The organism is Geomonas sp. Red276 (genome assembly GCF_054784495.1).
The window spans coordinates 42793-57413 of record NZ_BLXW01000010.1 but is presented as its reverse complement, the minus strand read 5'-3'; the positions used below and the strand labels follow the sequence as shown (position 1 = coordinate 57413).

11 protein-coding genes are annotated in these 14621 nt (G+C 64.7%); all 11 read left to right on the top strand.

The window, feature by feature from the left end; genetic code table 11:
* Positions 1-21 precede the first annotated feature (21 nt).
* A complete protein-coding gene (locus ACYVL5_RS09060; RefSeq protein ID WP_460595241.1) occupies positions 22-1467 on the top strand; it encodes a phage tail sheath family protein in 1446 nt (481 codons plus the stop codon).
* Positions 1468-1654: 187 nt separating this feature from the next.
* A complete protein-coding gene (locus ACYVL5_RS09055; RefSeq protein ID WP_460595240.1) occupies positions 1655-2092 on the top strand; it encodes a phage tail protein in 438 nt (145 codons plus the stop codon).
* A 9-nt stretch (positions 2093-2101) separates the two neighbouring features.
* Positions 2102-2539 carry a phage tail protein gene (locus ACYVL5_RS09050; protein ID WP_460595239.1) on the top strand — a complete coding sequence of 146 codons (438 nt, stop codon included), beginning with the start codon at positions 2102-2104 and terminating at the stop codon, positions 2537-2539.
* Between the two features lie 276 nt (positions 2540-2815).
* Positions 2816-2995 carry a DUF5908 family protein gene (locus ACYVL5_RS09045; RefSeq protein WP_460595238.1) on the top strand — a complete coding sequence of 60 codons (180 nt, stop codon included), beginning with the start codon at positions 2816-2818 and terminating at the stop codon, positions 2993-2995.
* On the top strand, positions 2995-3699 hold the full coding sequence (locus ACYVL5_RS09040) for a CIS tube protein (protein WP_460595237.1): 705 nt from the start codon (positions 2995-2997) through the stop codon (positions 3697-3699). Before ACYVL5_RS09045 ends, ACYVL5_RS09040 begins: the two co-directional genes overlap by 1 nt.
* Entirely contained in the window at positions 3696-5462 is a 1767-nt protein-coding gene (vgrG, locus tag ACYVL5_RS09035) for a type VI secretion system Vgr family protein (protein ID WP_460595236.1), read from the top strand. Before ACYVL5_RS09040 ends, vgrG begins: the two co-directional genes overlap by 4 nt.
* A 279-nt stretch (positions 5463-5741) precedes the next feature.
* On the top strand, positions 5742-6143 hold the full coding sequence (locus ACYVL5_RS09030; protein WP_460595235.1) for an endonuclease domain-containing protein: 402 nt from the start codon (positions 5742-5744) through the stop codon (positions 6141-6143).
* Between the two features lie 95 nt (positions 6144-6238).
* Positions 6239-6508 carry a PAAR domain-containing protein gene (locus ACYVL5_RS09025; RefSeq protein WP_460595234.1) on the top strand — a complete coding sequence of 90 codons (270 nt, stop codon included), beginning with the start codon at positions 6239-6241 and terminating at the stop codon, positions 6506-6508.
* Between the two features lies 1 nt (position 6509).
* Positions 6510-6956: a GPW/gp25 family protein gene (locus ACYVL5_RS09020; RefSeq protein ID WP_460595233.1), complete on the top strand. Its 447-nt coding sequence runs from the start codon at positions 6510-6512 to the stop codon at positions 6954-6956.
* Positions 6957-7190: 234 nt separating this feature from the next.
* The gene (locus tag ACYVL5_RS09015; protein ID WP_460595232.1) at positions 7191-10913 is read left to right on the top strand and encodes a baseplate J/gp47 family protein; all 3723 of its coding nucleotides are present in this window, start codon (positions 7191-7193) and stop codon (positions 10911-10913) included.
* Positions 10910-14617, top strand: a complete 3708-nt coding sequence (locus ACYVL5_RS09010; RefSeq protein ID WP_460595231.1) for a hypothetical protein — start codon at positions 10910-10912, stop codon at positions 14615-14617. Before ACYVL5_RS09015 ends, ACYVL5_RS09010 begins: the two co-directional genes overlap by 4 nt.
* The last annotated feature ends 4 nt before the right edge of the window (positions 14618-14621 follow it).

Genomic DNA, 14621 nt, shown 5'->3' with positions numbered 1-14621 from the left:
TAACGACAGGGGGTATTCACAATGGCACTGTTACCCAAGACGCCAGGCGTGTACATCGAAGAGATACCGCGGTTCCCGCCCTCCATCGCCCCGGTTGAGACCGCCATCCCGGCCTTCATCGGCTACACGCAGAAGGCCGACCTCGTGACGGCGGGGGACCTGATCCTCAAGCCGACCCGGATCGCCTCGCTCGTCGAGTACGAGACCTACTTCGGACTGCCGCAGGACGAGGAACACGTCCAGGTGGCGGTCCAGCAGACGACCCAGGGAACCAGCGTGAGCCTCGACAAGGTGACCGCGACCCTGGCGGAGAACGCCCGTTCCAAGCACCTCATGTACTACTCGCTGCAGCTCTTCTTCGCCAACGGCGGCGGCCCCTGCTACATCGTCTCGGTAGGTCTCTACAAGGCGAACCTGGGGGATGCCCTGGTGGAGAGCGAGCTCTCCGCCGGCCTGGACGTGCTCGTGAAGCAGGACGAGCCGACCCTGATCGTCTTCCCCGAGGCGCAGTCGCTCTCCATCGCCGACTTCAAGACCCTGCACGATGCGGCCCTCGCCCAGTGCGAGCTCCTCAAGGACCGCTTCGTGATCATGGACGTCCACGGCGACACGATCTCGCTCTCCGATCCGGGTGCCAACCTGGTGACCGCGGTGGACAACTTCCGAAACAGCGGGGTCGGGACCAACAACCTGAAGTACGGTGCGGCCTACGCCCCCAACATCGACACCGTGCTCGATTTCGCCTTCGACGAGACCAAGACCGACGTGACCATCACCACCGACGGCACCGCCGCGAGTCCCGTCAAGCTCAACACCCTGAGCGGCGGCGCCGGGGCCAACAGCCGGGTCTACGAGGCATCCAAGGCCGCCATCCGCAACATCGCCTGCAAGATGCCCCCCTCCTCGACCATGGCCGGGATCTATGCCGCCGTGGACAACAGCCGCGGGGTCTGGAAGGCGCCGGCCAACGTCAGCGTGAGCTCGGTGGTCGGGCCGTCGATCCAGTTCTCCAACGTCCAGCAGGACCTGATGAACGTGGACGTGACGGCGGGGAAATCGGTCAACGCCATCCGCGCCTTCACCGGGAAGGGGACCCTGGTCTGGGGAGCTCGGACGCTGGCCGGCAACGACAACGAATGGCGCTACGTGAACGTCCGGCGATTCTTCATCTTCGTCGAGGAGTCGACCAAGAAGGCGACCGAGCAGTTCGTCTTCGAGCCCAACGACGCCAACACGTGGGTGCGGGTGCAGGGGATGATCGAGAACTTCCTGACCGTCCTCTGGCGGCAGGGGGCGCTGCAGGGTGTGAAGCCCGAGCATGCCTTCTACGTCGCGGTCGGGCTCGGCAAGACCATGACCGCCATCGACATCCTGGAGGGGCGGATGATCGTCGAGATCGGGATGGCCGTGGTCCGGCCCGCCGAATTCATCATCCTGCGCTTCATCCAGAAGCTGCCGGAATCCTAGCATCTCCCTCACCCCTGCCCCTCTCCCGGGGCGAGGGAATGCGGATTTACCCGCCTACGGCGGGGCGATGCCCTCTCCCCCCGGGAGAGGCTGCCCCTCGTTATACCCTCTCCCCCCGGGAGAGGGTGGCCGGAGGCCGGGTGAGGGAAGATTTTGATGTTCACCAACGATCGAACAGGAGGACACCATGGCACCAGATTATCCGTTGCCCCGATTTCACTTCCAGGTGGTATGGGGCGGCGCCAAGATCAGCTTCACCGAGGTGACCGGTCTCATCATCGAACGGGAGAAGATCGAGTACCGGCACTCAGACAGCAAGGATTTCAACAAGATCGCCATGCCGGGCCTGGTGAAGAACAACAACCTCACCATGAAACGGGGCAAGTTCGAGCGCGATTTCGACTTCAACCTCTGGTTCAACGAAGTCGCCAACGACCGCTCCGGCACCCGCCGCGACGTGACGATCACCCTCATGAACGAGAAGCACGAGCCGGTGGCGGCCTGGACGGCGACCCGCTGCTTCCCGATCAAGGTCACCGCCCCGGATCTCAAGTCCGATGCCAACGAGGCCGCCATCGAGAGCATCGAGGTCGCCCACGAAGGGCTCTCCCTGATGAGGGTCTAGGAAGGCGCCATGACCGACTACTATCCGCCGTGGGGCTTCTACTTCCGGGTGGCCTTCGGGATCAGCAAGAACAAGGACGACGTCCGTTTCCAGACGGTCAGCGGGCTGGCGGTCGAGTACGACATGGAGGAGTTCAAGGAGGGGGGCGAGAACCGCTTCTCCCACAAGCTCCCCGTCCGCACCAAGTACTCCGACCTCGTCCTTAAGCGCGGGATGCTGACCGACTCGGACGTGGTGAAGTGGTGCCTGCGGGCCTTCCGCGACCGCGACTTCGAGCCGGCCGACGTGACGGTGACGCTCATGAACGAAAAGAGCGAGCCGCTCAAGGTCTGGAAGGTGGTGCACGCGGTCCCGCGGAAATGGCAGGCAAGCGACTTGAACGCCAACGAGAGCGCGGTGGTGATCGAGACGCTGGAGCTGTCGTACCGGTACTTCACGATGGAGTGAGGGGACAGGGCGAGGGGCAGCAATCCATTATCCCCTCGCCCCCACTGGGGGAGAGGGGCAGCAATCCATTATCTCCTCGCCCCCACTGGGGGAGAGGGGCAGGGGTGAGGGCAGATTTTCAGAAGCGAGAAACCGCCCTCACCCGGCCTCCGGCCACCCTCTCCCCTAAAGGGGCGAGGGAATCTTGAGTAGGCCTTCGCCTCTCCCCTAAAGGGGCGAGGGTATATCTGAGTAGGTGTTCTCTTAGGCAGCAAAAGCTAACAGGAGGAGTCGGCGATGCCGCTGGAGATAAAGGAACTTCATATCCGGGTGGCGGTGACCTCGGGGGCCGGGTCAGCCGGTGGCGGTACCGGTGCCGCCACCGCGGCCCCGGCCGCAGGTTACGACAAGGAGTGCATCATCGCCGAGTGCGTCGAGCAGGTGCTGCAGATCCTCGAGAACAAGATGGAGCGCTGATGGCCAAGGGCAACCTCGAAAAGATGCTGATCCTCGCCTTCGAGGATTCCAAGTCGGCCGAGACCGGCGGGACAAACGACGCCAAGGACAAGTTCGAGGCGCTGATCAATCCCGAGAGCTACACCCTCGAGTACAAGGTCAAGACCGCGGACGGCCAGGGGCAGGGAACCAGCGGCGCCCAGGTGAAGTTCGAGTACACCCTCCCCGAGGAGCTCACCTTCGAGTTCCTGTTCGACAACACCGGCATCATCGACGGCAAGGCCAATCCCGACGGTGTCTCCGACGACGTCAAGCATTTCAAGGACATGCTGACCGGCTACCAGGGGAGCTCGCACGAGCCCTACCACCTGAAGCTCGTCTGGGGGGACCTCATCTTCAAGGGGAGGGCCATCGAGCTGAGCATCACCCACAAGCTCTTCAATCCCGACGGGAAGCCGATCCGGACGGTCGCCCGGGCCAAGTTCAAGAAGAGCGTGGAGGAGAAGAAGCGGGCGCAGAAGGAGAAGAACCGGTCGGCGGACCTGACCCACATCCGGAAGGTGAAGAAAGGGGACAACCTGCCGCTCATGTGCTTCCGCATTTACGGAGACGCCAAGTACTACCTGGCGGTGGCGAGGGTGAACGGGCTCGACGACTTCCGGGAGCTAACGCCGGGAATGGACCTGGCCTTTCCCCCCTTTGACAAACCGGGGACGACCGCGTGAGCAATAACTCCACCATACCGACTCCCGCCACGCCGGACGTCTGCACCATCGCGGTCCTGGTGGAAGGGACCCAGATCCCGGGCGAGCTGCACGTCCTTTCGGTGGTCACCACCAACGAGCTCAACCGGATCCCGACCGCCACCATCCAGTTGCGGGACGGCGAGGCGTCGAAAGCCACCTTCGAGGTGAGTAACGGCACCCTCTTCATCCCCGGCAAGAAGGTGGAGATCAAGCTCGGCTACCGCTCGTCCAACGACACCGTCTTTTCCGGGATCATCGTCAAGCACAGCATCAAGGTGAGAAAGGCCGGGACCGTGCTGATGGTGGAGTGCCGGGATCCCGCAGTGAAGATGACCTGCGGGGCCAAGAGCCGGTACTTCGCGGGGAAAAAGGACAGCGACATCATCGAGGAGATCATCAAGCCGTACTCCCTGAAAAAGGATGTGACCCAGACCAAGCCGGCCCTGAAGGAGGTGACCCAGTTCAACTCGACCGACTGGGATTTCATCCTCTGCCGGGCCGAGGCCAACGGTCACGTGGTGATGGTGAAGGACGGCAAGATCACCGTCGCCCCTCCGGCCACGGGGGCCGCGCCGGTGGTTACCGTCCACTACGGCACGACACTTCTGGAGCTCGATGCCGAGATCGACGCCCGGAGGCAGAGCAAGGGGATCAAGGCGCTGACCTGGGACCAGGCCGGGCAGGCGATGGTGGATGTGGACGCCAAGGAACCGGCCACTCCGGCGGCGGGGAACCTCTCCACGGGGACGCTGGCGGATGTCATCGGGGGCGATCCGCACCAGATGCCGCACGGGGGCCACCTGACCCAGCCGGAGCTGCAGGCATGGGCGGACGGGCGGCTTCTGAAGGAGCGGCTGGCCAAGGTCAGGGGGAGGGCCAGATTCCAGGGGTTCGCCAAGGTCGATCCGGGGAACATCATCGAGGTGACCGGGATCGGCGACCGCTTCCAGGGAAAGCTGTACGTCTCGGGGGTGCGGCAGACGGTGACCAACGGCAACTGGGAGACCGACGTCCAGCTCGGGCTCGATCCCGACATTTTTGCCGCCACCTACAACCTGAGGCCGGTACCGGCGGCCGGGCTGGTCCCGGGAATGAGCGGGCTGCAGGTGGGGGTGGTCACCGCGCTCAAGGGGGATCCCGATGGCGAGGACCGGATCAAGGTCAGGGTGCCGGTGATCCACAAGAAGGACGACGGGATCTGGGCGCGGATCGCAACCCTGGACGCGGGGAAGAACCGCGGCACCTTCTTCAGGCCGGAGATTCATGACGAAGTGATCGTCGGCTTTCTCTACAACGATCCGCGCTTTCCGGTGGTGCTGGGAGGGGCGAACAGCAGCGCGAAACCGTCGCCGGAGCCGCCGGATGACAACAACCACCGGAAGGGGTACGTCAGCCGGGAGAAGTTGAAGCTCACCTTTGACGACGACAAGAAGATCATCCAGCTGGAGACGCCGAAGGGGAACAAGGTGACGCTGTCGGACCAGGACAAGGGGATCATTCTCCAGGATCAGAACGGGAACAAGATCACCATGGATGACAGCGGCATCACCATCGAGAGCGCCAAGGATCTGAAGCTCAAAGCGGGGAAGGACATCAAGGTGGAGGGGATGAATCTGGATCTGAAGGCGCAGACCGGCTTCAAGGCCGCCGGCAGCGCCACCGCCGAAGTCTCCGGAGCCAGCACCACCGTCAAAGGGAGCGCCACCACCGTCATCCAAGGGGGGCTGGTGCAGATAAATTGATTTAACGTCCACACCCCTCGCCCCCACTGGGGGAGAGGGGCAGGGGTGAGGGAAGGTTTTAGGTTGGCCACTGAAGACCGCCCTCACCCGGCCTTCGGCCACCCTCTCCCCTAAAGGGGCGAGGGTAACTAACAGTCCTCGCCTCTGGCGAGGGGATGACTAACAAGTCCTCGCCTCAGGCGAGGGATATCTAAACCAGTCCTTGCTATATCCCCTCGCCCCCATTGGGGGAGAGGGTGGCCGAAGACCGGGTGAGGGAAGGTTTCAAAGGAGGCCCTGGTGAGACGGAGAACGATTCCAGAAAAGCTCCTTTCCTTTGCCCGCGACCTCAGGTCACACCAGACAGACGCGGAACAACTCCTTTGGCTCCTTCTGAGAAACCGACAGCTGGATGGCTTCAAGTTCAGACGGCAACATACGGTCGGGGAAGCAATCATCGACTACTACTGCGCGAAGGCGGCTTTCGCAATCGAGGTCGACGGCGGCCAGCACAATGAGGAAGAGAAAGCAAGGAAGGACCGGGTGCGCAGCTGGCTGCTGAATGAGAAAGGGATCTTGATTCTTCGATTCTGGAATCATGAGGTACTGAAGGAAACGACTGAGGTACTTGAACAGATCTGGAGGACGGCGGTGGAAAGGGAAAACCGCCCTCACCCGCCCTCCGGGCACCCTCTCTCCTAAAGGGGCGAGGGTATGACGTACAGTATCCCCTCGCCCCCGCTGGGGGAGAGGGTGGCCGAAGGCCGGGTGAGGGAAGATTTTTAAGGAGACCGTATATGCTTCCTGCCGCGCGGGTAACTGACATGATCGTGAGCTCGGCGACGCTCGGGGTGCCGACGCCGATTATTCCGCCGGGGGCGCCGACGGTGCTGATCGGGGGGATGCCGGCGGCACGGGTCGGGGATTCCTGCGGGGCGGACGCCATCCTCATGGGATCGACGACGGTGCTGATCGGCGGGATGCCGGCGGCACGGGTGGCGGACCCTACGGCGGCGGGCGGGGTGATCATGCCGCCGGGGGCTCTCACGGTGCTGATCGGAGGGTGACGTGATCAATCTCGATTTCCTCGGCAAGGGATGGTCCTTCCCCCCCACCTTCGACGACAAGACGGCCGGCGTCCAGATGCTGGAACAGGAGAGCGACGTCGCCTCCAGCCTGGAGATCCTGCTGACTACCGCGCAGGGGGAAAGGATCATGGCGCCGGAGTACGGCTGCAACCTCGACGAGCTGATCTTCGAGAGCCTCGACACCCGCACCAAGACGCTCATCACGGACAAGATCGAAACCTCCATCGTCTACTTCGAGCCGCGCATCGAGCTGGAAGGGGTGACGCTGGACGATTCACGGGAGCTGGAGGGGGTGGTGCTGATCGAGGTGACTTACCGCATCATCTCGACCAACACCCGCTACAACTTCGTCTTCCCCTACTACAAGCAGGAAGGGACGGACCTGAACCTCCCGGTGACGGTAAAGGTGCTGCCGGAGAATGGCTAAACGCACCCTTCTTCAGGAAGCAGCTGTCCGTATCCCCTCGCCCCCACTGGGGGAGAGGGGCAGGGGTGAGGGAAGGTTTTTACAGCCACCAAAAACCACCCTCACCCGGCCTTCGGCCACCCTCTCCCCTAAAGGGGCGAGGGTATATCAAGAGCAGGGCCTTCGGCCTAAGAGCAGAGTGAGGGAGCGCAGGGTAGATCGAAAGGGTGACGATACCAGTTAGCAAAGGACGCTATGGGCTCTCCGAGTGATTGCAGCCAAAACAGGGATCCGCTCATCCTGGTGCGCGAGGGTACCAACCGGGACCAGCGCATGCTCCCCGCCCTCTCCCCGGACTTCGCGCCGGTGGACGAGCACGGAGTCGCGAACCGGATCGTGTTCGCCCAGGCCTACGCGGACCTCCTCAACTTCTTCAACCTGGACGATACCGCCGCCGGGTCCTGGAAGCCGTTCTTCTCTACGGATCTCTCGGTCCAGCTGGCGGTGGCCGCCATCCAGGACGTCGACCTCTACCGCGCCACCGTGAAGGGGTACCTCGACTTCCTCAAGAACCTGGAGCCCGCCTCGGACCTGAACCAGGCGAAAGAGTACCTCGGCTTTCTCTTCAGTATCGCCGCCACGGTGGCGAGACAGCTCGACCTCCTCAAGGATTCGCTTCCTCCCGATAACGCCTTCCGCGCCTCTTTGCAGAACGTCATCCAGTCGCAGCTCGCCCCCGGTTTTCAGCGGCTGATCGGCTACTACAAGGCGGACCTCGCCGCGGCCCCGAACTCGCTCATCGCCTCCGTGCAGCCGGACCTCACCATCCTCGGCTCCACCACCGCCCCCTTCAGCCAGATCTTCACCGGCGGGCTCTCCAAGGATTGGATCACCGACGCCTCGTCCGACTGGAACGCCTACACGGCCGCCGTCCCCGCCGACGCCTCGGTCTTCGGCTCGGGGGCAACCGAGCTCGAGCGGATCAACCACATCGCCACCCATAACCTCTTCACCTCGGTCCTCGACCAGTTCCTCAAGACCTACGCCCGCCTGGTCAACGACGCCGGCGCCGCCCTCCAGGACACGCTCGTCAACTACCCCGGCCACCAGCCCCACTACGCCCTCTTCCTCGCCTTCCTCCGGCTCCTCGAGGAGGCGAGAAAGGTGGCCAGCAACCTGACCGCCCGCCACCTCGACTTCTACTACCGGGAGATCCTGCAGCTCAAGGAGAAGCCACCGCAGCCGGGACACGCCCACCTCGTGGTGGAGCTTGCCAAGCAGGCGACGGTCCGTGAATTCCCCCCCGGGGAGCTCTTCACCGCGGGGAAGGATGACCTGGGCACCGACGCCTTCTTCGCCAACGACGCCGACTTCGTCGCCAACCAGGGAAAGGTCACCTCCCTAAAGAGCGTCTACCGCCACAGCGCCGAGCCGGTCACCACCCTGACTCCCGCCGATCTCGACCAGGACCGGATCTTCGCCTCCCCGGCGGCCAACTCGGACGACGGGGTGGGCGCGGAGCTGACCTCCAAGGACCACTCCTGGAACCCGTTCAACAACAAGCGCTACCTGAACGGCAAGCTGGTGGACATCAAGATGCCGGACGCGGACCTCGGCTTCGCCATCGCCTCCCACTATCTCCTGATGGCCGAGGGGACCAGGATAGTGACCCTGGTCTTCGCCGGCGCGGGCGCGGCGGCATTTCCCGACGACCACAGCGAAGACCTGCTCTGCTCCTTCACCGGCCCGAAAGGGTGGATCACCGTCCCCTCCGGCTCGGCCATCTTCGCCAACGATGCGAGTAACCTCATCCTGCAGATCCTGCTGACCGGGGCGGATCCGCCGGTGGTACCGTACTCGCCGGACACCCACGGCTACAACTTCGCCACCGGCCTCCCGATCCTGCTGGTCAAGCTGAAGCACCGGGGGGCGAAGTACTTCTACCCGCTCCTTCAGGATATGCAGATCTCCAGCATCGACATCGAGGTCGACGTTTTGGGGATCAAGACGCTCACCGTCTCCAACGACTTCGGGCCGGTCGACACCTCGAAGCCGTTCCAGCCCTTCGGCCCCTCGCCGGTCCAGAACAGCTCCCTGGTGGTGGGCTGCAAGGAGCTCTTCCAGAAGGAGTTCTCCTGGGCGACCTTGAACGTCGAGTGGCAGGCGACCCCGGCCCCCTACAATGGGAAGAGTGTCACGGTGACCGGCGAGTTCCTCCAGGGCGGTGAGTGGCATACCTACAACGGCGACACCCCTTCGGTTACCGAATCCTCTTTCCTCGGCACGCCGGCGAGCTCGGGCGGCGCCCCCTTCGTCGACCTCCCCGACCTCTCGGCACCGGAGCCGTACGGCACCCCATCCCGCTTCGGCTTCGCCCGCTTGAAGCTCGATGCCGACTTCGGCCAGGCGGACTTCCAGAACGACCTGGTCGCCTACATCGTCAGTGTCACCAACACGAGCACCACCGACGATCTCGCCAAGCCGACGCCGCCGGTCGCCCCGGTCGCCACCCGGCTGACCCTCGATTACAGCGCGGTCCACTCCATAGCGCTCGACAGCTCCGACCCGACGGCCTTCGAAAGCCGCACCGGCTACTTCTTCCACCTAGCCCCCTTCGGCTATGCCGAGCAGCATCCCGTCCTCAAATCCTCGGCCGCCGCAGGCCATCCCATCCTCGACACGGCCATCTACCTCCTGCCGCAGCTCAAGCACCGAAACGAGCTCGACGAGAGCCTCCCCAAGGGGGACCCGGTCCGGCACGAGGGGGAATGCTACGTGGGGATCACCGGCCTGGTGCCGCCGCAGAACCTCTCGCTCCTCTTCGAGGTCGCCGACGGCACCGCCGATCCCCTGTCGGTCAAGCCGCACCCGCATATCCAGTGGAGCTACCTGCGCGGCAACGAATGGATCGGCTTCACGAGCGACGAGGTGCAGGACGCGACCGGCGAGCTCCTTAGGTCGGGGATCGTCACCTTCTCCGTCCCGCGGGACGCCACGAGCGACAACACGCTCCTCCCCGCCGGCCAGCACTGGGTCCGCGCCGCGGTGGCCACCAAGAGCGACGCGGTCTGCCGGCTGGTCGCGGTAGACGCCCAGGCGCTGCAGGCCACCTTCCAGGACCACGGCAACGATCCCGCCTTCCCGGCCAAGGTGCTCCCCGCGGGGACCATCACCAAGCTGGACCAGCCCGACGCCGACGTGAAGCAGATCTCCCAGCCCTTCCCCTCCTTCGGCGGTCGCGGCAAGGAGCTCCCGGCCGACTTCTACACCCGCATCTCGGAGAGGCTTCGCCACAAGGACCGCGCCATCGACCTCTGGGACTACGAGCACCTGGTGCTGGAGGCTTTCCCCCAGGTCTACAAGGTCAAGTGCCTGAACCACACCCAGTACGACCCGAGCGACAGCGGGGGGGGGACCTACCGCGAGCTGGCTCCCGGGCACGTCACCGTGGTGACCATCCCGAACCTCCGCTACCCGAGCCTGCGCGACCCGCTGAAGCCGTACACGAGCCTGGGGCTTCTCGACGACATCGCCACCTTCCTTGAGAGCCGCCTCTCCTGCTTCGTCACCCTCCACGTCAGGAACCCGCAGTTCGAGGAGGTGAAGGTGAGCTGCAAGGTCCGCTTCTACCCCGGCTACGACCAGAGTTTCTTCACCCAAAAGCTCCAGGAGGAGGTCACCCGCTTCCTCTCCCCCTGGGCCTTCAGCGGCGGCGGGAGCCCCACCTTCGGCGGCAAGGTCTACAAGGCTGTGCTGATCGACTTCATCGAGGAGCTCCCCTACGTCGACTACCTGACCGATTTCCTCCTCTTCCACAGTTTCCAGGACGAAAACGGCGCCGACCGGGTCGAGGAGGGTGACGATCTCTCCGGCTCCAAGGCGGTATCCATCCTGGTCTCCGCCGCCTCCCACGACATCGCGGTACTCAACCCGGCCGGGGACCAAGCCCCCGGCGAGATCTGCCCGAGCCTGCCATGAGCGACCTGTCCCCGACCATACCGAAAGACCCGGTGCTGACTCCCGCCGAGGATTTCTACCGCCTCCGCCTGGGAGGGATCGGCTTCATCGAAGAGATGGGGAGCCGGCTTTGGACTGACTACAACGAGCACGACCCGGGGATCACCATCCTGGAGGCGCTCTGCTACGCGATCACCGACCTGGCCTACCGGATCGGGTGGGACATGAAGGACCTCCTGACCCCGAAGACCCCGGCCACCGACCGGAGCCACCCGTACCCCAACCAGCCCTTCTTCACCGCGCGGGAGATCCTGACCGTCAACCCGGCCACCCCGGACGACTTCCGCCGCCTCTTGATCGACCTGGAGCTGGTGCGTAACGCCTGGATCTTCTGCAAGAAGTGCGCATGCGACGTGACCTTCTACGCCTGGTGCCAGCCCGACTCCCTCAGGGTCGCCTTCTGGCCCCCGCTCTCCAACATCGCCCCCAAGACGGTCTGGGCGCTCGGCATGTACGAGGCGCTCCTCGAACTGGAGGAGGACCCGCACCTGGGGGATCTCAACGACCGGAAGATCGTCGCCACCACGGTCCTCCACGACGCGGGCGGGATCCACACCACCACCTACGAGCTCCGCTTCCCCGACGAGTCGCTCACCGACCGTCCCCTCTGGGAGCTCTTCCTGGCCAGCCAAGACGCCTTCGACAACGCCAACGGCCAGTCGTTCGACCTGACGGTGACGAGCTTCAGCACGGTGAAGGGGTACGACATCTTCAGCGATCCCAACCTCGACGACCCCGCCCGCGACCTCTTCGTCCGGACCCACTGGCGAAGCGTCTTCTACGTGAGCTTCACGGTGAAGCTGCAGCCAGGGGGGGAGGAGAATCCCATCGAGAACGCCGGGTTGCGCCTTTTGGGTGACAACGCCTCGCGGGGTGCGGCCACCGCGGCGGGGCTCAAGAAGCTTTTGGAGGATAAGGGGGCGGACGGCTTCATCCAGCGCTACCGCAAAAAGGAGAAGGAGAAGAAAGCCGCGGTGGAGAGCGCCAAGGATTCGCTCCAGGCCCACCGGAACCTGGACGAGGATTACTGCCGGGTGAGGATCGTGGGGATCGAGGAGGTGGCGGTCTGCGCCGACGTGGAGCTCACTCCCGACGCCGACATCGAGCTCGTGCAGGCGCGCATCTGGTTCGAGATCGACCGCTACTTCAACCCGCCGGTCCCCTTCTACTCGATGCAGGAGCTCCTCGACGCCGGGGAACCGGTGGAGGAGATCTTCGACGGCCCCGAGCTGGAAAACGGCTTCATCCGCCAGGAAGACCTGGAGGCGGCCACCCTCAAGACGGTGCTCAGGGTCTCGGACATCATCGACCTCCTGATGGACATCGACGGGGTGGTGGCGGTCAACCACCTGCAGCTCACCCAGTACGACTCCGAGGGAAACCCGGTGAGTGGCGCCGCCGACCCGAGCTGGGTGGCGGGGAAGCCGGTATTCGACCCGGGGAAGAGTTCCGCCTCGTGGCTTCTCTTCGTCTCGCCGCAGCACCAGCCGCGGCTCTACCTGAACGCCTCCCGCTTCTTCTTCACCAAGGGGGGGCTCCCCTTCCTCCCGCGGATGGACGAGGCGCTCGACACTCTGACCCAGCTCCGCGGCGCCGCCGAGCGCCCCAAGGTGAAGAGCGCCCCCAAGGACCTCCCGATCCCGCTCGGGACCTTCCGGGAGGTGGAGGATTACTTCCCGGTGCAGTACTCCTTCCCTCTCACCTACGGCATCGGCAAGGACGGGCTCCCCACCGACGCCGACGCCAAAAGGCGCGGCCAGGCGAAACAGTTGAAAGGGTACCTGCTGGTCTTCGAGCAGATCCTGGCCGACTTCCTGGCCCAGATCGCCCACACCGGCGACCTCTTCTCCCTCGACCCCACGGTGACCGCCAGCTACTTCGTGCAGGAGCTCAGCGAGGAGCTCATCCAGGGGTACAACGCCCTCAACAACGGGCTGACGCTCGCGAAACTCCAGGGGCTGGCCGAGACCCCGACCGAGTTCCAGGAGCGCCGTAACCGCTTCCTCGACCACGTCCTGGCCCGCTTCGGGGAGCAGTTCAACGACTACGCGCTCCTTTTGACGGGCCTCGACGGGCGCAAGGTGGCGCTCGACCGCCTGATCGCCGACAAGATCGCCTTCATCGGCGCCTACCCGCAGATAAGCCACGACCGGGGCAAGGCCTTCGATTACCGGACCCCGCTGGCCGACCCGCAGCTGAACATCCCGGGGATCAAGAAGAGGGTGAGCCTGCTTCTCGGCTACCCCGACCTCACCCTCTCCTGGACGGTCACGAGCCTCGGGGGGAACAACTACGGCGTGAGCTTCCGGCTCAGGGAGCGTAGCGGCGGGCTGCTCCTCGAGGGGAACCTGACGGTGACCTCGGCCACGGCAGACGGCGTGATCCGCCTCGCCTATGACCAGCTTCTCAGGCAGCTGGTGCGGGCGGACGCCTACCGGATCGACCAGATCGGCGCCATCTTCCGCCTCTCGGTGAAGGACGCGGGGGGAAATCCCCTGGCCGACCATCCGGGGGACTTCGCCACCTACGACCAGGCGCAGGCGCTGGAGGACGAGCTTTTGGGGTGGAGCGCGGCGGAGCGGCTGATCGTGGTCGAGCACCTGCTGCTGAGGCCCAAGTTCTTCGGCGACGCCCTCTTCCCCGCCTGCGTGGAGGGAACCTGTGCTACCTGCGGCGAGGAGGATCCCTACTCCTTCCGGCTCACCTTCGTGATGCCCGGCTGGAGCGCCCCCTTCAACACGGTCATGGAGGCCCGCGGCTTCGCCGACCGCACCATCCGGCAGGAGACCCCCTCCCACCTCCTCCCCAAGATCTGCTGGGTCGGCAACGAGGGGTTCATCGCGGACCACTGCGACCCGGTGATCCTGGAGCTTGCCCGGCTGCTCGTCGAGAAGGGAAAGACCTCGGGAGGCGATCCCCCCGCCGAGGCGGATGCCTGCGCCTGCGCCCAGGCCGTCTACCAGGCCTTCAGCGAGCTCTTCAGCGCCTGGTACGCGGACAAGACCCTTACCTACTTCACGCCGTCTGCCCTCGACGCGGCGCTTTCCGCCCTCTTCGCCGCCGCCCCCGATCCGGCCTCCCTCACCTGCACCACGGAGCTTACGCCGCTCTGGGGCGACGTCCAGGCGCTCATGACCGCCCACTTCCACGACATCGTCCTGCACGGCTGGCAGTTCGAGCGCTTCGAGGACGCCTGGCAACGGTGGCTGGAGGCCAACGCGGCCATCGACTGGACGGAGGAGCATCCGGTCGAGGAGGTGACCGCTCTCCTTGCCCGCGAGTTGAAATCGGCCGCCGATCCGGCCTCGGCTCCCCAAAAGCTCGAGCAGTACGCCGTCATCATCCTGGCCGACTGCGGCACCCAGTTCCACGCCGCCCTGGAAACCGCGGCGGCCGCCGGAAATCCCCCCACCGTCCCCGACTTCACCGTCACCCTTCCGGGGGGGGCGGACGGCATCACCTTCCAGCCCGGCACGGACGTCGCCATCAAGGCGCTTTTGAAGGAGCGCTACCAGCATTACCCGGAGGTCTCCTACCGGCTCTGGGTGGTGGTGAACCTGCTGGCGGGCTTAAGAAACAGCTATCCACCCGCGACCCTGCATGACTGCGACGAAGGCAACGACAAAAATCCGGTCCGTCTGGGGACCACCGCTCTCGGAAACTGACAGA